The organism is Cupriavidus sp. CP313, assembly GCF_054072015.1.
Genome location: NZ_JBSVZB010000039.1, coordinates 1 through 18210, shown reverse-complemented (window position 1 = coordinate 18210; position 18210 = coordinate 1). Strand labels below are relative to the sequence as shown.

Annotated in this window: 17 protein-coding genes; 16 read left to right on the top strand and 1 reads right to left on the bottom strand. The window is 64.3% G+C overall.

Annotation, left to right across the window (positions count from 1 at the left end; all coding sequences use genetic code 11):
* Positions 1 to 91: 91 nt before the first annotated feature.
* Positions 92 to 1021 (top strand): LysR family transcriptional regulator, encoded by a 930-nt coding sequence (locus tag ACW4E8_RS35035; protein WP_456808697.1) that lies wholly within the window; start codon positions 92 to 94, stop codon positions 1019 to 1021.
* A gap of 31 nt (positions 1022 to 1052) precedes the next feature.
* On the opposite strand, the gene pdxR is transcribed toward ACW4E8_RS35035, so the two are convergent.
* Positions 1053 to 2465: a MocR-like pyridoxine biosynthesis transcription factor PdxR gene (gene pdxR, locus ACW4E8_RS35030; protein ID WP_456808696.1), complete on the bottom strand. Its 1413-nt coding sequence runs from the start codon at positions 2463 to 2465 to the stop codon at positions 1053 to 1055.
* A 99-nt stretch (positions 2466 to 2564) separates the two neighbouring features.
* Between pdxR and ACW4E8_RS35025 the strand changes: the two genes are divergently transcribed.
* The 15 genes from ACW4E8_RS35025 to ACW4E8_RS34955 form a co-directional block, all read left to right on the top strand.
* Positions 2565 to 2981, top strand: coding sequence for a cupin domain-containing protein (locus ACW4E8_RS35025; RefSeq protein WP_456808695.1), 417 nt, complete (start codon positions 2565 to 2567; stop codon positions 2979 to 2981).
* A 9-nt stretch (positions 2982 to 2990) separates the two neighbouring features.
* On the top strand, positions 2991 to 3446 hold the full coding sequence (locus tag ACW4E8_RS35020) for a carboxymuconolactone decarboxylase family protein (protein ID WP_456808694.1): 456 nt from the start codon (positions 2991 to 2993) through the stop codon (positions 3444 to 3446).
* A 121-nt stretch (positions 3447 to 3567) separates the two neighbouring features.
* Positions 3568 to 4425 carry a ferritin-like domain-containing protein gene (locus ACW4E8_RS35015; protein WP_456808693.1) on the top strand — a complete coding sequence of 286 codons (858 nt, stop codon included), beginning with the start codon at positions 3568 to 3570 and terminating at the stop codon, positions 4423 to 4425.
* Positions 4426 to 4757: 332 nt separating this feature from the next.
* Positions 4758 to 6014 (top strand): MFS transporter, encoded by a 1257-nt coding sequence (locus ACW4E8_RS35010; RefSeq protein ID WP_456808692.1) that lies wholly within the window; start codon positions 4758 to 4760, stop codon positions 6012 to 6014.
* Positions 6015 to 6147: 133 nt separating this feature from the next.
* A complete protein-coding gene (locus ACW4E8_RS35005; RefSeq protein WP_456808691.1) occupies positions 6148 to 6426 on the top strand; it encodes a hypothetical protein in 279 nt (92 codons plus the stop codon).
* Positions 6426 to 6515 (top strand): K(+)-transporting ATPase subunit F, encoded by a 90-nt coding sequence (gene kdpF / locus ACW4E8_RS35000; RefSeq protein ID WP_010809614.1) that lies wholly within the window; start codon positions 6426 to 6428, stop codon positions 6513 to 6515. The genes ACW4E8_RS35005 and kdpF overlap by 1 nt, the downstream gene beginning before the upstream one ends.
* On the top strand, positions 6515 to 8335 hold the full coding sequence (gene kdpA, locus ACW4E8_RS34995) for a potassium-transporting ATPase subunit KdpA (protein WP_456808690.1): 1821 nt from the start codon (positions 6515 to 6517) through the stop codon (positions 8333 to 8335). Before kdpF ends, kdpA begins: the two co-directional genes overlap by 1 nt.
* A gap of 256 nt (positions 8336 to 8591) precedes the next feature.
* Positions 8592 to 10673, top strand: coding sequence for a potassium-transporting ATPase subunit KdpB (gene kdpB, locus ACW4E8_RS34990; protein ID WP_456808745.1), 2082 nt, complete (start codon positions 8592 to 8594; stop codon positions 10671 to 10673).
* Between the two features lie 25 nt (positions 10674 to 10698).
* Complete coding sequence (gene kdpC, locus ACW4E8_RS34985) at positions 10699 to 11322, top strand: potassium-transporting ATPase subunit KdpC (protein ID WP_456808689.1); 624 nt, start codon at positions 10699 to 10701, stop codon at positions 11320 to 11322.
* Between the two features lie 69 nt (positions 11323 to 11391).
* A complete protein-coding gene (locus ACW4E8_RS34980; protein WP_456808744.1) occupies positions 11392 to 14238 on the top strand; it encodes a DUF4118 domain-containing protein in 2847 nt (948 codons plus the stop codon).
* 11 nt (positions 14239 to 14249) lie between these two features.
* The gene (gene kdpE / locus ACW4E8_RS34975; protein ID WP_456808688.1) at positions 14250 to 14945 is read left to right on the top strand and encodes a two-component system response regulator KdpE; all 696 of its coding nucleotides are present in this window, start codon (positions 14250 to 14252) and stop codon (positions 14943 to 14945) included.
* Positions 14946 to 15077: 132 nt separating this feature from the next.
* On the top strand, positions 15078 to 15905 hold the full coding sequence (locus ACW4E8_RS34970; protein ID WP_456808687.1) for a TorF family putative porin: 828 nt from the start codon (positions 15078 to 15080) through the stop codon (positions 15903 to 15905).
* Between the two features lie 142 nt (positions 15906 to 16047).
* Positions 16048 to 16404, top strand: coding sequence for a hypothetical protein (locus tag ACW4E8_RS34965; RefSeq protein WP_456808686.1), 357 nt, complete (start codon positions 16048 to 16050; stop codon positions 16402 to 16404).
* Positions 16391 to 17359, top strand: a complete 969-nt coding sequence (dapA, locus tag ACW4E8_RS34960; protein WP_456808685.1) for a 4-hydroxy-tetrahydrodipicolinate synthase — start codon at positions 16391 to 16393, stop codon at positions 17357 to 17359. The genes ACW4E8_RS34965 and dapA overlap by 14 nt, the downstream gene beginning before the upstream one ends.
* 592 nt (positions 17360 to 17951) lie before the next feature.
* Positions 17952 to 18210: hypothetical protein (locus ACW4E8_RS34955; protein WP_456808684.1), on the top strand; the 259-nt coding region annotated here is incomplete at its 3' end.

Below are 18210 nucleotides of genomic sequence, written 5' to 3'. Positions count from 1 at the left end.
TGCCGTCGATCGATCGCGCGCCCCGACAGCCGGTGACAGGAGTCTCGTTCCGTGCGTATCATTCTGCAATCAGATTACGGGAATGACGCTCATGAACGAAATGAATGACTTCGACATGAACCTGCTGCGCGTCTTTGACGCGCTGTGGCGTCATGGGCACCTCGGCCGGGCGGCCGAGGAGCTGGGCGTAAGCCAGCCGGCCATGTCGCACGCGCTGCAGCGCATGCGCGAGCAACTCGGCGATCCGTTATTCCTCAAGGTGCGCACCGGCATGCAGCCGTCGCCCCGGGCGATGGAACTGGCGATCGTGGTCCAGGGTGTGCTGTCCCAGGTGCGCACACACCTGCTGACCGCACCGCGCTTCGATCCGGCCCAGGCGCGCAGGACCTTTACGCTGGCGCTGTCTGATGTCGGCGAGGCGGCGTTCCTGCCGCGTCTGCTCGCGCGACTGATGCTGGACGCACCGAACATCGACGTCCGCACGATTTCCGCGCGACATGCGGACCTCATGGATCGGCTCGAGCGAGGCAAGGTGGACCTGGCGATCGGCTATTTCCCGGACCTCGGCGGCTCCGACGTATTCCAGCAGCGGTTGTTCCGGCATGGTTTTGTCTGCCTCGCACGCAAGGACCATCCGGTGGCGCGCGGACGCATCTCGGCGCGGCAATTCGTCGAACTGCCGCATGCGGTGATTCAAAGCGAGAGCCGAAGCCAGGAGCTGGTCGAGGAATACCTACGCCAGCACGGGGTCAAGCGGCGCGAGTTGCTGCACTCGCCGCACTTCCTGAGCATTCCGCTCGTGATTGCTTCGACCGACCTGATCGTGACCGTGCCCCTGCCGGTCGGCGAACTGTTCGCGCGCATCGCCGACATCCAGGTGCTCAAACCGCCGTTTCCGATTCCGGCGTTCGATCTCAAGCAGCACTGGCACCGCTGCCAGCACGACGATCCGGCCAACCGCTGGCTGCGCGCGATCACGCTGGAACTGTTCGGCGAGGGCGACAGCGGCCTGCCGCGCTGAGCGGCGGCACTGCCGGGTTGCCGCCTGGAGATCAGGCATACCGCTTGATCACTTGATGCAGGCGCCCGCAAGCCGTCGCTTGCTGCGCTTCGATGGCGGTGGCGACGCCAAGAAGAAGACCCGACCGTTTCGTGGCGGCAGCGCCGTACCAAGGTGAAAGGGGGGCGGGAGCGAGTCCGTAGGCAAAGGCTTCACGAGCGACAGCCTTATCGTCGGCACCATCTGGCAGTCGAAGTACAACGGCCAGCCCGGCGGGATAGGCTTGAAGGCCTCGGGCTGCAAGGTTGCCGAGCAGCGCATTGCTCCGGCAGGCATAGATTCGCTTCATTCTGCGCAGGTGCCGCAGGAAATGGCCATCGCGCATGAATTCCGCTGTAGCGGTCTGCACCGCGGGCCCGGGAGCGGGCGCAAGGCAGGCCACGGCCTCATCGAACTGGGTAACCAGCGCTGGCGGCGCAACCACGAAGCCGAGCCGCAACGTCGGGCTGATCGTCTTGCTGAACGAGCCGATATGGATGACCCGTCCGAACTGATCCTGTGAAGCCAGGGCTGGGGCGGCACGGCGCCGCAGTTGCAGTTCGCCGAGGTAGTCGTCCTCGATGATCCATGCTTCCCCTTGTTTCGCCCAATCAATGAGCTGGACCCTGCGCGAGAGCGACAAAGTCGGACCCAGTGGCGCTTGCTGGCCTGGTGTCACGAGCGCCAGGGCGGCATCCGGCGCATGCTGCTCCCCATACGACACATCCATCCCGTCTTCGTCAACGGGAATCGGGACCGTGGAAATGAGGGAGATCTCGAGGGCCCTGCGGCTCGGCAGGTACCCAGGATTTTCAACCCACGCAGCTCGCCCTTCCGCACGCAAAACCTGCAACGTAACGCCAAGTGCCCCGGAGAAACCTGCCGTGATAAAAATCTGCGAGGGGCGACATTCGATGCCTCGCGAGAGCGCCAGATGCGCGGTAATCTCTCGCCTGAGCTCGTGCTCGCCGCGTGGGTCCGGATAGACAGCGGGCGCTTCGACTTCATCGCGCACGGCACGCGCGCGCAAGCGCGCGACCAGGGTTGCGGGAAAGCAATCGGAAGCTGGCACCCCCATCTGGAAGACCGCCGGCCCGGGAAGAAAATGCTGGTACAGGTCTGACTGCAGATCCGTCTCGATCGACCTTGACCGCTCCACTGGCGGAATCCTTGCGGGATGGTCGGCCACCCTGCTCCCCCCGGGCCGGGACGCGACGATCAGTTGCGCATCCGCCAGGCGCTCGTACGCCGTCTTGACAGTGCCCCTTGCCACACCCAGTTGCGCCGCGAGGTCGAGCCACGAAGGCAGCCTGGCGCCCGGCGCCAGTATGCCGCTCTCGATGGCGCCGGCTATCCCGACACGAATCTGCTCAGCCAGCGAGGTCTTGGCTGTCCGGTCCAGTTTGAAGTCGAGGATCGTGCTCATGGCCCATGGTACATCAGAAATTTCGATTTTTGGTTCTTTCGCATGAACTATGGCGAGCGCATGATGCTTTCACCAAAGAGATCACCAAGGAGATCAAAGATGAAACTCAAGCGCATTCTTTTGCCATTGCTGGCCGCGACCGGGATGGCCGCTGCGGGCCTCGCCGCCGCGCACGGCTCTGGAGAGACGGTCAAACCGAACTTCTCACACACGATCCCGAACATCCCGGGCAAATCGCTCGTTGCCTTGGAAGTGCTTTACCCCCCTGGCAGCGCCTCGTTGCCACACCACCATGCCAAGTCGGCGTTCATTTATGCCTATGTCGTCTCGGGCAGCATCGTTAGCAAAGTCAATGACGGGCCAGAACGCACCTACAAAGCGGGCCAGAGCTTCTACGAGGAGCCAGGATCAAGCCACCCGGTCAGTCGCAACGCGAGCAAAACGCAACCGGCCAAGCTGCTGGCCGTTTTCGTCATCGATTCTGACGATAAAGAACTTACCACCAACGACAAGTAGGAGTCTGAAATGAGACTGGATTACACGAAAGCGTCCCCCGGCGGCGTAAAAGCCTTTGGCAGTGTCTATGGCTACATCATGCAGTCGGGCCTCGACGAGGTACTGGTCGAGCTGGTCTATCTGCGCGTGAGCCAGATCAACGGATGCGCATATTGTCTCGACATGCACACGCGCGATCTTGTCAAGAAAGGCGTCAAGATCGAAAAGCTTGCACTGGTGCAAGCCTGGCATGAGGCCGGCGGCCTGTTCAGCGAACGTGAAAAGTCTGCCCTTGCATGGGCCGAGTCAGTGACTCGCGTTGCCGATACGCACGTTCCTGACGAGGTGTTCCAGGCAGCCGCCGCGGTCTTCAGCGAAAAGGAACTGGCCGACCTGACGATGGCCATCAGCCTGATGAATGCGTTCAATCGCCTGGCGATCAGCTTCCGCCGCGCGCCGGAAGCTGCGCTCGCGCTCAAGGACTGACTGGCCACGCACGAGCTGCGGGTGATTTACCGACCGGGGGGCGTGCAGCTTTCTGAAGGGGCTCGAACTTGGCGAGAAACCAAGGAAGGGCCCCGCCACCCCGTCATTTCAAAGGCTTACCATGCTCTACCCCGAACTGTTCAAATCGTTGGAAGCCGTCCGCTGGCACATGGACAAGGACATCCGCTGGGATACCTTTGACGCCAGCCTGCTGACGGACGACCAGGCCAGGACCATCCGGATGAACGCGATCACGGAATGGTCCGCCCTGCCCGCGACCGAAATGTTCCTGCGCGACAACCGCCACGATTCGGACTTTTCGGCTTTCATGAGCATCTGGTTCTTCGAGGAACAGAAGCATTCGCTGGTGCTGATGGAGTACCTGCGCCGCTTCCGTCCGGACCTGGTGCCGACCGAGGAAGAACTGCACGCGGTGCGCTTCGAGTTCGACCCGGCCCCGCCGCTGGAAACGCTGATGCTGCATTTCTGCGGCGAGATCCGCCTGAACCACTGGTACCGCCGCGCCGCCGAATGGCACACGGAACCGGTGATCAAGCATATCTACCGCACGCTGTCGCAGGACGAAGCCCGCCACGGCGGCGCCTACCTGCGCTACATGAAGAAGTACCTGGCCCAGTTCGGCGACAGCGCGCGCGCCGCCTTTGCCAAGATCGGCGTGCTGATGGCCTCGGCGCGCCGCACCGAGAAGCCGCTGCACCCGACCAACCTGCACGTCAACAAGGCGCTGTTCCCCAACGACACGGTGCAGTCGCGCCTGCCGGACCCGGACTGGCTCGAGCACTGGCTGGACGAGCAGATCCGCTTCGACGAGGGCTGGGAGAAGAAGGTCATCGAACGGATCCTGCACAACATGTCGCTGCTGTTCGAGCGCACCTTCGAAACGGTGCAGGACCTGAACCGCTACCGCAAGGAACTCAGGAGCGAATCGCGAATGGTCGGAATGGCGACCACCGCATAGTCACTGCTTACGCACTCGCATAAGAGTGAAAGCTGCCGCGGCTTGGCTTACGCGAAGGCGCGATTTCCACTTAGCAATAACAAATCATCGCCGTCGTCCATGTGACTGATAGGCCGGTTGTTTGATGATACTTCGGGCGCGCCCCTGGCTCCTCCCCCACCTGTAGAGATCTCTACGCTATTGAAGCGCAGCCTGTCGGCATCTAACATGCCGCCATGCCTGCCTTTGCCGTGTTCTTGTCCAAGCCTGGCGATCGTGCCGTTCCGGTACGGCGGGGTCGTCACGGACTTTCACTGACTGCATGAGAAGACCGGGATACGGATGCCATTGCGATGCGCACACCTGAAGATCCGGCAATGACTGTCAGCAGAGGCTGGCTTGCGCGCCTGGTCCTGCCCGCAGGCGTTCATCCCGGAGCGTTGCCGCTTCTCGTTGGCCGTGCGCTGCGCGGGTTCTGTGACGGCTTTATCGCCGTGCTGTTGCCGGCGTACCTGCTGGCTCTGGGCTTCGCGCAGCTGGCAGTGGGACTGGTCAGCAGCGCCACCTTGATCGGCTCGGCACTGGCGACGGTGCTGGTGGGCGTCATTGGCCACCGCTATCCGCAGCGCAGGCTGCTGGTGTCGGCGGCCGCGCTGATGGCCGCGACCGGCATAGGCTTTGCCGGGCTGTCCTCCCTTTGGCCGCTGTTGCTGGTCGCATTCGTCGGCACGCTCAACCCCAGCTCCGGCGACGTCAGCGTCTTCCTGCCGCTTGAGCATGCCGGTCTAGCCGATTCAGCCTCCCCCGATGCCCGCACTGCGCTGTTCGCCCGCTACAGCCTGACCGGGGCCCTCTGCGCCGCCATTGGCGCGCTGGCGGCGGCGCTGCCGGACTGGCTCGCGGCGCAGCTTGGGGTTCCTGTCCTCGGCGCGCTGCGCGCCATGTTCATGATCTATGCCCTGACCGGTGCCGCACTCTGGATCCTCTATGCCCGCATGCCGGAGCCACCACCGCACCTGGCAACGGCGAGAGTCCCGCTGGGACCGTCTCGCCAGATCGTTACCCGCCTTGCCCTGCTCTTCAGCGTCGACGCATTTGCCGGCGGCCTGGTGGTGAATTCTCTGCTGGCACTCTGGTTGATGCAGCGTTTCAGCCTTTCCATTGGTGCCGCCGGGCAGTTCTTTTTCTGGGCCGGGCTGCTCAGCGCCGGCTCCCAGCTCGTGGCTGCGCCGCTGGCTCGCAGGTTCGGTTTGCTGAATACGATGGTGTTCACCCATATCCCATCCAGCCTCTGCCTGATCGCGGCCGCGTTCTCTCCCTCCCTGCCGGCGACCCTGGCGCTGTTGCTTGTACGCAGCGCGCTGTCGCAGATGGATGTACCGACCCGGACCGCCTATGTCATGGCCGTGGTGACGCCGCCCGAGCGGCCGGCGGCGGCAAGCCTGACCGCCGTGCCCAGGAGCCTGGCTGCCGCATTCGGCCCGACCCTGGCGGGCGCGCTGTTGGCCATAGGCTGGGTCGGGACGCCGCTGGTTGCCTGCGGCGTGCTCAAGATTGCGTACGACCTCGCACTCCTTGGTGCGTTCCGGCGGGTCAAGCCTCTCGATTGACGCGCTGGGCCGTCGCGTAAAGATTCGATAAAAAGCGCCGCGCCGGCGAAGCACCTCAGCCGTCAGCAGCGGCCTTGCCACCACGCATCACGATCGCCAGCGGCCAAAAAAGTGCACCTTGGTTCGCGTGCGCATGCTGATCGCCCGAATCTTTATGCGTTCTTTATACGCACCGGCCACCTTTCTACCCTGTTTTTACGACCCCGTCGCTAATCTGCAAGCCGAAACCATTCAAGGGTGCTTTGTTATGGACGGGATCTTCTTGATCGTATTGATTGGCTTCGCCGTGCTGAGCGCGGCCCTGCTGGGGCTTTGCGCCGTGCTTGCGCCGAAAACTCCGGCAGGCAGCGAGCACGGCAGCCCGCATGACCAGATGCTGGCAAAGAACAGCGCGTCGGACAGGAGGTTGTGATGAGCTGGACGGATCTGTTGAGCGGCGTGCTGGCCATTGCCATTTTTGTTTACCTCCTCATTGCGTTGTTCCGGCCGGAGAAATTCTGATGTCCTCCCAATTCGTGGGCCTGCTGGTCCTCTATCTCGCCATCCTCCTGGCGTGCGCCCCTTTTCTCGGACGCTATATGCGGCGTGCAGTGGAGGATGGCAATTATTCGCTGACCGTCTGGGGCCGTCCGCTGGAACGACTGCTCTATCGCCTGGGCGGCGTGCGTGCCGATACCGAGATGGGGTGGAAGCAGTACACCGTCGCGGTGCTGGCGTTCAACCTGCTTGGCGTCGTGGCAGTCTATGCGCTACAGCGCCTGCAGGGCGTGCTGCCGCTCAATCCGCAGGGCTTCGGTGCGGTTTCGCCGGACTCGGCCTTCAACACTGCGATCAGCTTTGTCGCCAACACCAACTGGCAAGGCTATGCCGGCGAGTCGACCATGGGCTATCTGACGCAGATGCTCGCGCTCACCGTGCAGAACTTCCTGTCCGCGGCGACCGGCATCGCCGTGGTGTTCGCGCTGATCCGCGGATTCGCGCGCCAGAGCGCCGCCACCATTGGCAATTTCTGGGTCGACATGACGCGGGTCACGTTGTACGTGCTGGCGCCGATTGCGACCGTGATTGCACTGGCGCTGGTCAGCCAGGGGGTGATCCAGAACTTCGATGCCTACAAGGAAGTCAGCCTCGTCACGCCGGTTGAGTACAGCCAGCCGAAGGTCGATGCGGCCGGGCAACCGGTGCTCGATGCACAAGGCAAGCCGGTGACGGAAGACCTGAAGACCGACAAGCAGACGCTGGCGATGGGACCGGTTGCCTCGCAGGAAGCCATCAAGATGCTCGGCACCAACGGCGGCGGCTTCTTCAATGCCAACTCGGCGCATCCGTTCGAGAACCCGAATGCCCTGGCCAACCTCCTCGAGATGCTGGCGATCTTCCTGATCCCGGCGGCGCTGTGCTTCACCTTTGGCGAAATGGTGGGGGACAGGCGACAGGGTGTGGCGGTGCTGGCCTCCATGACGGTCATCTTTGTCGCGTTGGCCTGCGTGGCGGCGATGTCCGAGCAGATGGCCAACCCGGCCCTGGCCGGATTGCCGGTGGATCACGCCGCATCGCTGTTGCAGGCCGGCGGCAATATGGAAGGCAAGGAAACGCGCTTCGGCATGGCGGCTTCGGCACTGTTCGCCACCATCACGACCGCGGCGTCGTGCGGTGCGGTCAATGCCATGCATGACTCCTTCACCGCCATCGGTGGCCTGGTGCCGATGCTGCTGATGCAGCTGGGCGAGGTGGTGTTCGGCGGCGTCGGCTCAGGGCTGTACGGCATGCTGGTCTACGCCGTGCTCGCGGTGTTCATCGCCGGGCTGATGATCGGCCGCACGCCGGAGTACCTCGGCAAGAAGATCGAAACCTACGAAATGAAGATGACGGCCGTGGCGATCCTGGTCACGCCACTGCTGGTGCTGCTCGGCACATCGGTGGCGGTGATGACCGAGGCGGGGCGCGCGGGTGTGTTCAATCCCGGCACGCACGGTTTCTCGGAGATCCTGTACGCGCTCTCGTCGGCCGCCAACAACAATGGCAGCGCCTTTGCGGGCTTGTCTGCCAACACGCCGTTCTACAACACGCTGCTGGCGGCGGCCATGTGGTTTGGCCGGTTCTGGATCATCATCCCGGTCCTTGCGCTGGCCGGCTCGCTGGCAGCCAAGAAGCGCATACCGGTGAGCGGCGGCACGATGCCGACGCACGGCCCGCTGTTTGTCGTCCTGCTAGTGGGCACGGTGCTGCTGGTCGGGGCGCTGACCTATGTCCCGGCGCTGGCGCTGGGGCCGGTCGCCGAGCAGCTCCAGGGCGCGGTGACGGCAACCGCGGCGAAGTAAGGCAACGACTGACGACGAAATATCGGGCATTCCTACACGTCCGGCACCTGCACTGCCTCACAGATGCAGGTGCCGGATGGCTCTAGCGGATTGCGGAGAAACCATGCAACAAGATTCGATGGCCCCAGTGGCCAAGCGCGGCGGCAAGACGCCGGACGCTGCTTCCTCCAACACGGTGCAGGACAAGAGCACACCAGTCTCCGGCCAGCAACGCGGTACGCATCATCATCATCCGCATCGCCCGCCAGCGCGCAGCATGTTTGCGCCGGAGCTGGTGAAGCCCGCGCTCGTCGCGGCCTTCAAGAAGTTGTCGCCGCGCGACCAGCTGCGCAACCCGGTGATGTTCGTGGTCTACGTGGGCAGCATCCTGACCACTATCCTCTTCCTGAAGGCAATGGCCGCGCCGGCAGCAACCCCCGGTGGAGAATCCGCGGGCTTCATTCTGGCGGTGTCGGTGTGGCTGTGGTTCACGGTGCTGTTCGCGAACTTTGCCGAGGCACTTGCCGAAGATCGGAGCAAGCAACAGGCAGAGGCGCTGCGCGGCCTGAAGACCACGGTCACCGCACGTGTGCTGAAGGACGGCAAGCGTGGAGGTGCCACCGAAGCGCGCCCCGCGACGGCGCTGCGCCGCGGCGACGTGGTGCTGGTGCAGGCCGGCGAGATGATCCCCGGCGACGGCGAAGTGATCGACGGCGTGGCCTCGGTCGACGAAAGCGCCATTACTGGCGAATCGGCGCCGGTGATCCGCGAGTCGGGCGGCGACTTCTCGTCGGTGACCGGCGGTACGCGCGTCCTGTCCGACTGGATCGTGGCGCGCATCACGACCAACCCGGGCGAGAGCTTCATCGACCGCATGATCACGATGGTCGAAGGCGCCAAGCGGCAAAAGACACCGAACGAACTGGCCCTGACCATCCTGCTGGTCGGGCTGACCATCGTGCTGCTGCTGGCCACGGCCACGCTGCAGCCGTTCTCGCTCTACAGCGTCCTGGTGACAAAGGCTGGCGTGCCGGTGACGATCACGGTACTGGTGGCCCTCCTGGTTTGCCTGATTCCCACTACGATCGGCGGGCTGCTGTCAGCCATTGGCGTGGCGGGCATGAGCCGAATGATGGAAGCCAACGTGATTGCCACCTCGGGCCGTGCTGTCGAAGCCGCTGGTGACGTGGACGTGCTGCTGCTCGACAAGACCGGCACCATTACCCATGGCAACCGTCAGGCATCGCGCTTCATCCCGGCCCCGGGCGTTTCGCAGCTGCAACTCGCGGAAGCGGCGTGGCTGTCGTCGCTGGCCGACGAGACGCCGGAAGGCCGCAGCATCATCACCCTTGCCCGCCAGCTGCCGGGGCTGACGGCGCCGGTGATGGCAAGCCTGAAGCCGGAATTCGTGCCGTTCAGCGCCCAGACCCGCATGAGCGGTGTTGATCTGAGCGATGGCGGCGACGAGCGTCACGTGCGCAAGGGCGCGGCCGATGCCGTGCGCCGTTACGTCACGGAACGCGCCGGCAAGTTCCCCGATGCGGTCTTGCAAGCCGTTGATGAGGTCGCCCGCGTCGGCAGCACGCCGCTGGTGGTAGCCGACGCTAACGGCGATTCGGTGCGCGTGCTTGGCGTGATCGAACTGAAAGACATCGTCAAGACCGGCATTCGCGAGCGCTTCGGCGAACTGCGCAAGATGGGCATCAAGACCGTGATGATCACCGGCGACAACCGGTTGACGGCGGCTTCGATTGCGGCGGAAGCAGGCGTTGACGACTTCCTGGCCGAAGCCACGCCGGAAGCCAAGCTGAAGCTGATCCGCCAGTACCAGACCGAAGGGCGGCTGGTCGCGATGACCGGAGACGGCACCAACGACGCCCCGGCACTGGCCCAGGCCGACGTGGCCGTGGCGATGAACAGCGGCACCCAGGCGGCCAAGGAAGCCGGCAACATGGTGGACCTGGACAGCAACCCGACCAAGCTGATCGAGATCGTCGAGATCGGCAAGCAGATGCTGATGACGCGCGGCTCGCTGACGACCTTCAGCGTGGCCAATGACATCGCCAAGTACTTCGCGATCATCCCGGCGGCGTTTGCCACCACCTATCCGCAACTCAACCTGCTCAATGTGATGGGGCTCGCCACGCCGGCGTCGGCCATCATGTCGGCGGTGATCTTCAACGCGCTCATCATCGTCGTGCTGATCCCGCTTGCGCTCAAGGGCGTGGTCTACCGGCCACTGGGCGCCGCGGTGCTGCTGCGTCGCAACCTGCTGATCTACGGTCTGGGCGGCATCCTGGTCCCGTTCGCCGGCATCAAGCTGATCGACATGATCCTGGCCCTGTTTGGCTGGGTCTGATTTTTCCCTACGATCCGGAGCATTCATGAATACGCAAGTGCAGTCCCGCCAGCCGTCGCCGGCTCCCGTGCAAGGTGGCTTGTTGCGGCCAATGTTGGTGGTGTTTGTTGGCCTTTCGCTGGTGACCGGCCTGCTGTATCCCGGCGTGATCACGGCAATCTCCAAAGCCGTGTTCCCGCATCAGGCAGCCGGCTCGCTGATCGAGAAGGATGGCAAGACAGTTGGCTCGGAACTGATCGGCCAGCCGTTCTCCGACCCGAAGTACTTCTGGGGCCGGCTGTCGGCCACGGCGCCGATGCCGTATAACGCCGCGGCTTCGGTGGGATCCAACCTGGGCCCCACCAATCCGGCGCTGACCGACGCCGCACGCGCGCGCATCGACGCACTGCACGCCGCGGATCCGGACAACCAGGCCCCCGTGCCGGTGGACCTGGCCACGGCATCCGGCAGTGGGCTCGACCCGCATATCAGCCCTGCGGCCGCAGAGTACCAGGCGGCGCGCGTCGCCCGCGCCAGGGGGATTCCGATCGAGCAGGTGAAGCAACTGATTTCGGCAAATACCGAAACGCCGCTACTGTCGGTCCTGGGCGACCCGGGAGTCAATGTCTTGAAGCTGAACCTTGGATTGGATGCCATTGCACGGAAGTAACCCAGTGCCGGGACGCGGATGCGAGGCAGGACTGGTTTGCCAATGCCAGGATAGAGGGTGAGCCGACCGATGTTTGATGCCGAATTGCGCGAAGCCGGCGCGCGCCCCGACCCCGATGCCCTGCTCCAGATGGTGCAGGACGAAGGCGCTCGCGCCCTGCGCGGCAAGCTCAGGGTCTACTTTGGCGCTTCTGCCGGGGTCGGCAAGACGTTCGCCATGCTCACCGCCGCGCGAGCGGCGTCTGCGCAGGGCACCGATGTCGTCATTGGCATCGTGGAGACCCACGGCCGCGCCGAGACCGAAGCGCTGATCGCCGGTATCGAGCGCTTGCCAATGAAGGACGTGCCGTACCGCGAGCGGCTTCTGCAGGAGTTCGACCTGGACGCGGCGCTGGTCCGGCGACCAGCCCTGATCCTGGTTGACGAACTGGCCCACTCCAACGCGCCGGGCAGTCGCCATCCCAAGCGGTGGCAGGATATCCAGGAACTGCAGGCCGCCGGGATCGACGTCTGGACCACGGTCAATGTGCAGCATCTGGACAGCCTGAATGAGGCGGTGGGCGGCATCACCGGCATCCGCGTCTGGGAAACCGTGCCGGACGTTGTGTTCGACAGCGCCGACGAAGTCGTGCTGGTGGACCTGCCGGCCGACGAGCTGCTGCGCCGGCTGAAGGAAGGCAAGGTCTATCTGCCGGAGCAGGCGCGACATGCGGCGCGCAATTTTTTCCGAAAAGGCAATCTGATCGCCCTGCGCGAGCTGGCGCTGCGCCGGACCGCCGACCGGGTGGACTCCGATGTGCGGGCATGGCGTCAGTCCGAAGCCGTGCAAGGCGTGTGGCGGACCCGGGAGGCAGTGCTGGCTTGCATTGGCAGTGGTGACGATGCCGAGCAGGTCGTCAGGAGTGCGCGCCGGCTTGCCGGCCAGCTCGATTGCGACTGGCATGTGGTAACCATCGCCACACCCAGGCTGGCACCCCCGTCCGATTTCGCCAAGACTCGCCTGCAGACGGCCATGCGTCTCGCAGAGGAATTGGGCGCACGCACTGAGACCCTGGCGGGCAACGACATGGTCCAGGCAATCGTGGGGTACGTGCGCCGCCACAACCTGACCAAGGTAGTCATCGGCCGCGCGCCGGCAGACTGGCGCCGGGGGGGCGCCTCCCTTGCGGCGCGGGCCCGCTCCCTACTCGGCCTGGCCTTGACGCCATTTGTGAACGCGCCGGCGTGGCTGTTCGGCCGCCGCAGTTTTGCCGATGCGTTGGCGATCGGGTGTCCGGAGATCGACATCATCCGCGTGGCGGCAGACACGACGCGGGTGGATCTTCGCCCGCGCCATGGCACTGAAGAGCCAGACGCCCCCGCGCCAGGCGACGGGGCCACGCGCAAAGATTATTTGTGGGCAGCGGTATGGTGTGCCGGTGCCACGGCGCTGTCAGCCCTGGCGCTCCCCTGGTTCGACGTGGTCAACATTGCCATGCTGTTCCTGGCGGCGGTGGTCGGCGTCGCGCTTCGTCATGGCCGCGGACCGGCGGCGCTGGCTTCGGTACTCGCCGTGGCCGCTTTCGACTTCTTCTTCGTACCGCCACGGCTGTCGTTCGCCGTCAGCGACGTGCAGTATCTGCTGACGTTCCTGGTGCTGCTATCCGTGGGGCTGGTCATCGGGCAACTGACAGCCGGCTTGCGCGAACAAGCGCAGGTGGCCGTGCAGCGCGAGAACGATGCCCGCACGCTGTACGAACTGGCCCGTGAACTCTCCGCGGCGCTGATGCCCGATCAGATTGTCTCGATCGCCAGCCGTTTCCTGCATGCTGCCTTCGATGCCAATTCAGCCTTCTTCCTGGTTTCCCCGGAAGGCCGCTTGCTACCGCCCGTGTCTGATGTCGAGCAGCATGACACCGGGGCGCGAACCGACTCGATTGACCGTGTACTGGCAGAGTGGGTATTCATTCACGGCCAGCCGGCCGGCACCGGCACGCATACCTTGCCAGGTAGCACCGTGCTGTATCTGCCATTGAAGGCGCCGATGCAGACCCGTGGCGTCCTGGCGGTCGAGCCCGCGGTGTCACACGCCTTTGCGCAACCTGCGCTACGGCGCCAGGTCGATGTGTTCTGCACGCTGATCGCAATCGCCATCGAGCGCTTGCATTACGTCGAAGTGGCGCAGCAGGCCTTGCTGTCGATGGAGTCAGAGCGCCTGCGCAGCTCATTGCTGGCCGCTGTCTCCCATGACCTGCGAACCCCGCTGACAAGCCTGATCGGCATGGCAGAAACCATGCAGCGTAGCGATCCCGGGCTGACGCCGTCACTGGCCGAGACCGTGGCCGCCATGCTGGAACAGGCCAAGCGAATGCGGACGATGGTGGTGAATCTGCTGGACATGGCGAAGCTGCAGAGCCGGGAAGTCCGGACGAGCAAGGAGTGGCAATCGGTGGAGGAACTCGTTGGCGCCAGCCTGGCTGCCATGCGCGAGGCGCTCGAGCATCACCGCGTGGTTGTCGCCGACTTGTCCCGGGTACCCCTGATCGAATGCGACGCCGTGCTGATCGAGCGCGTGCTGTGCAACCTGCTGGAGAATGCCGCCAAATACACGCCTGCTGGCACGGAGATCCGGCTCTCGGCGGCGCCGGTCGACGACGAGATCAGGATTGCGGTAGAGGATGATGGCCCGGGCGTGCCCAAGGGCAAGGAACGGCAGATCTTCGAGAAATTCACGCGCGGTGAGCGCGAATCCGCGACGGCGGGCGTCGGCCTGGGCCTCGCCGTATGCGAGGCAATCGTGCAAGCCCATGGCGGGCGCATCTGGGTAGAGCCCGCGCAACGGCCAGACCGGCCCGGCGGCCAGGCGGGCGCGCGCTTCCTGGTAGCGTTGCCGCGTGGAAATCCGCCAGCGGTGGAGCCGGAGCAGACTGATGCCTAGAGAGAGAGTTGATGCCATTCGATTTTTCCCCAACAGTCTTGCTCGTTGAGGATGAGCCGCATATCCGGCGCTTTGTCCGCTCGACCCTGGAGTCCGAGGGTTGCACGGTGCACGAGGCAGAATCGCTCAAGCGCGGGCTGATCGAGGCAGGCACCCGGCAGCCTGATCTCGTCATTCTCGACCTGGGCTTGCCGGACGGAGACGGCGTGCAATTGATCAGCGAGATGCGTACGTGGACTGACGTACCGGTCCTGGTCCTGTCGGCACGTAGTGGAGAGGCCGACAAGATCGGTGCGCTGGATGCCGGCGCGGATGACTACCTGACCAAGCCCTTTGGCGTTGGCGAACTGGTCGCACGCCTGCGCGTGCTGCTGCGCCGGCATGCCAGGGCCAACGCCCAGGGCTCGCACCAGATCATGTTCGGCGACGTGCAAGTTGACCTGGCCAGCCGCGTCGTCACCCGTTCCGGGCAGGCCGTGCACCTGACGCCGATCGAGTATCGGCTCCTGGCGGTTCTGATCGCCCACCGCGGCAAGGTGATGACGCACCGGGAATTGCTGCGGGAGGTGTGGGGGCCCTCTCAGGCCGAAAGCAGCCAGTACCTGCGCGTCTATATGGGACATCTGCGGCACAAGCTCGAAGCGGACCCGGCGCGGCCCGCTCACTTGCTGACGGAGGTCGGGCTGGGCTACCGGTTTGCCGGATAACGCTGAAATCCAGGCGTATTTATTCGATTTGTACGCGGCCACTGCGGCTTTTGATACCGTTTTTACGCGTCAGGCCATATCGTGGCGAGGCTCCCTGCAACGGGGATTCCTTCAACTCTCGTCACAACAACAATGACTGACCTGCGCCATACCGCGGCCGCGCTGCTCGCCTGTTCCGCATCTTCCATCCTCATCTTCGCTGCCATGCCCGCCATGGCGCAATCCCAGCCTGACGCCGAGGCGCCTGCAGCGGCTCCGGCCGCCGCCGCAGCCGAGCCGGCATCGCCGCATACGTTCACGGCCAACGTGTCAATGGTCTCGGACTACCGTTACCGCGGCATCAGCCAGACCAACCTGCGGCCCGCGATCCAGGGGGGCTTTGACTATGCGCACGAAAGCGGCTTCTACGTGGGCAACTGGAACTCCAGCATCAGCTGGCTCGAGGATGCCAACCCGGCGGTGTCGGCGCCGGTCGAAATGGATTTCTACGGCGGCTTCAAGAACACCTTCAAGGTTGCCGGCACCGAATTCAACTATGACCTGGGCGTGCTCGAGTACTACTACCCGGGCGGCTACAACAACCCGCGTCCCTACACCACGGAACTGTATGCCGGCATCGGCTGGGGCCCGGTATTCCTGAAGTATTCGCATGCCGTGACCAACCTGTTCGGCTTCAACGACAGCAAGAACAGCTACTACGTCGACCTGACGGCCAACGTGCCGCTGAACTTCTGGGACCTGACGCTGAACGCGCACGTGGGCTACCAGGGCGTGAGGCACTTCAGCGACGCCTCATACACCGACTGGAAGATCGGCCTGACCAAGGACCTGGGCAAGGGCTTTGCGCTGGCGGTGGCCTACGTGGACACCAACGCCAAGGAATCGGTCTACACCAGTGCCAACCGGGGCCGCTACCTCGGCAAGGCCGCGGCCTGGGCTTCGCTGACGAAGACGTTCTGAGCGCGGGCGCTTTGCCAGCGTCGCCGATTTTGATGCGGATTTAATGCCAAAGCCCAATGTCCTTGCATCAAATTTAGACGGCGCTGGCTAGCATAAAGCCATGTCCAACACGCGACCCGCTACCGCGCGGGTCCATCCAATCATGCGACAGTCAAGCCTGGCCGTTGATACCGTTCCCCGACGTACCGCCTTGCGCAGCAGCAAGGCCACCGTGCCCGCGCTGCACGCGGTCTCCCAGCCGGCACCGGCCTGGATCCGCATGCGTCTTGCGGTGGCATCCACCGAGGTGTTCGGCCTGCGCCAGACCATGCACAGGGCGCTCGGTGAACTGGCCCGCGTCTATGTGGTGAACGTGGACTACCGGCACGGCGAAACCACGCTGCACGTGGAGATCGCACGCACCGACCGCGACGCGGCCATGCATGCCATCATGACGGCATTTCCGGCTGCGGAGTTCGGCGTCACGACAGCCCTGCGAGACGACTATGTGGCGCACTGAGGAAGAGAGCTTCTCCGGTGCCGCCGTCCACGCCTGCACCGGCATCGCAGCGATTTCCCGCCAGTCACCATGGGGCATCTGGGTGCCCATGGTCACCCCGATGCGTGCCGGCTCGCTGGACCTGCCGGGGGCCGCCAGGCTGGCTGAGCGCTACGTCGAGGCTGGCGTGAACGGCCTGATCATATTGGGCACGACCGGCGAGGGAAGCCTGCTCTCCACGCACGAGCGGCAAGTCTTCACGGCGGCAGTGCTCGAGGCCGTCCATGGCGAGCTGCCGGTGATGGCTGGCGTCGGGGCGGTCGATACACGCGCGGTGTGCGCGCAAGTTGCCGAACTGGACGCCTTTGATCTTGCCGGCTACCTGGTGCCGCCGCCCTACTACCTGCGGCCATCCGATGAGGGCATCGTGTGGCATTTCAATGAGGTGGCGCGCGCAACCGAACGCCCCCTGATGCTGTACAACGTGCCGAAGCGAACTGGCTGTGCGATGTCGCCAGCGCTCATCCGATCGCTGCTTGCGCAGCCGCAGATCTCGGCGGTCAAGGAGTGCGACGCCGGCAATCTCCGGGCCCTTGTCAACGATCCGCACGTCACCGTGCTGTGCGGCGAAGATGCGGCCCTGTTGGATCACCTGCTTGCAGGTGGCGCCGGCGTTATCGCCGCGTCCTCGCATATTCGTCCGGACCTGTTCGTGCGCCTGCTGCATCTGGCGCAGACAGGCCGCTTGCGCGCGGCCCGCGCATTGTTCGCGAAGCTCGCGCCGTTGATCTCGCTCATGTTCGCCGAGCCGAATCCGGCACCGGTGAAAGCTGCCCTGGCGCTATCCGGCGTGATTTCCCCGGAAACCCGCCTGCCGTTGCTGCCGGCAAGTCCCGCGCTGGTCCAGAGGCTGGAAGAGGCCATGGCCCTTCTTCCTCCGCTTTCCGTGGCACGGGATGGGCATCTGGCGGCCTGAAGGCTGGCCATCCTTGCGAGGCGACGATGAAACCTCCTGTCCCACTCTTCTTCACCTGCACGGCGTGCGGGCACATCCACTCCGAAACCCTGCAGGATATGGTCTCGGGAAAGCTGCCTCAGCCGCTGACTTGTCCCGCTTGCCACCGGGAGCTGAGCATCGACTGGGACTGGATCACTGACCAGGCCGAGCAACTGGGACTCATCTTCACGGAGCGATAAGGCGCTCGCCGACATCGCTGGCCCGTGGGCAATGCTGTACGCCGTCTCTCAGCCTGGCGCTGCGCGACAACGCCACCGACCTGCACGGCGTGGTAGTGCGCGTGGCGCCCGCTGCGCAATGCCTGTTTGACTACAGGCGGCGCCTGATATTTGTCCGTCTGGCCAACAGTGCCATGAAATGCGTTGGCCCGCGCCCAACACAAAGCCTGCCTGATGGGGATCGGAAAGTGCCAGCATTCCATGAAAAACCTTTGTTTTTCAAGATGTTATGAATTTTACTGCAGCACCCTCCCGGGCCTGGCACGGCCCATGCTCTATACCCTTCGAGCGCAACAACGTGCTCCCCCAACCGAACCCCAAGGAGACTTACCATGCAATCGACCCTCATGATCAAGGACCTGCCGCTCGACCAGGAACTCGACGGCAAGACCATGTCCGCTGTGCGCGGCGGCCACGCCGTCTCTGTTGTCGGCGGCAACTATCAGAACGTCGTCGGCGGCGGCGGCTTTGCCAGCCCGACCATCGGCTTGCAGGTCGGAGCGACCGTGAACACGATCGACGCCAGCTCGCACCTCAGCCTGAAGATCCCCACCCTGCAGAACTTCGGCAACGGCACCCAGGTGGCCACGC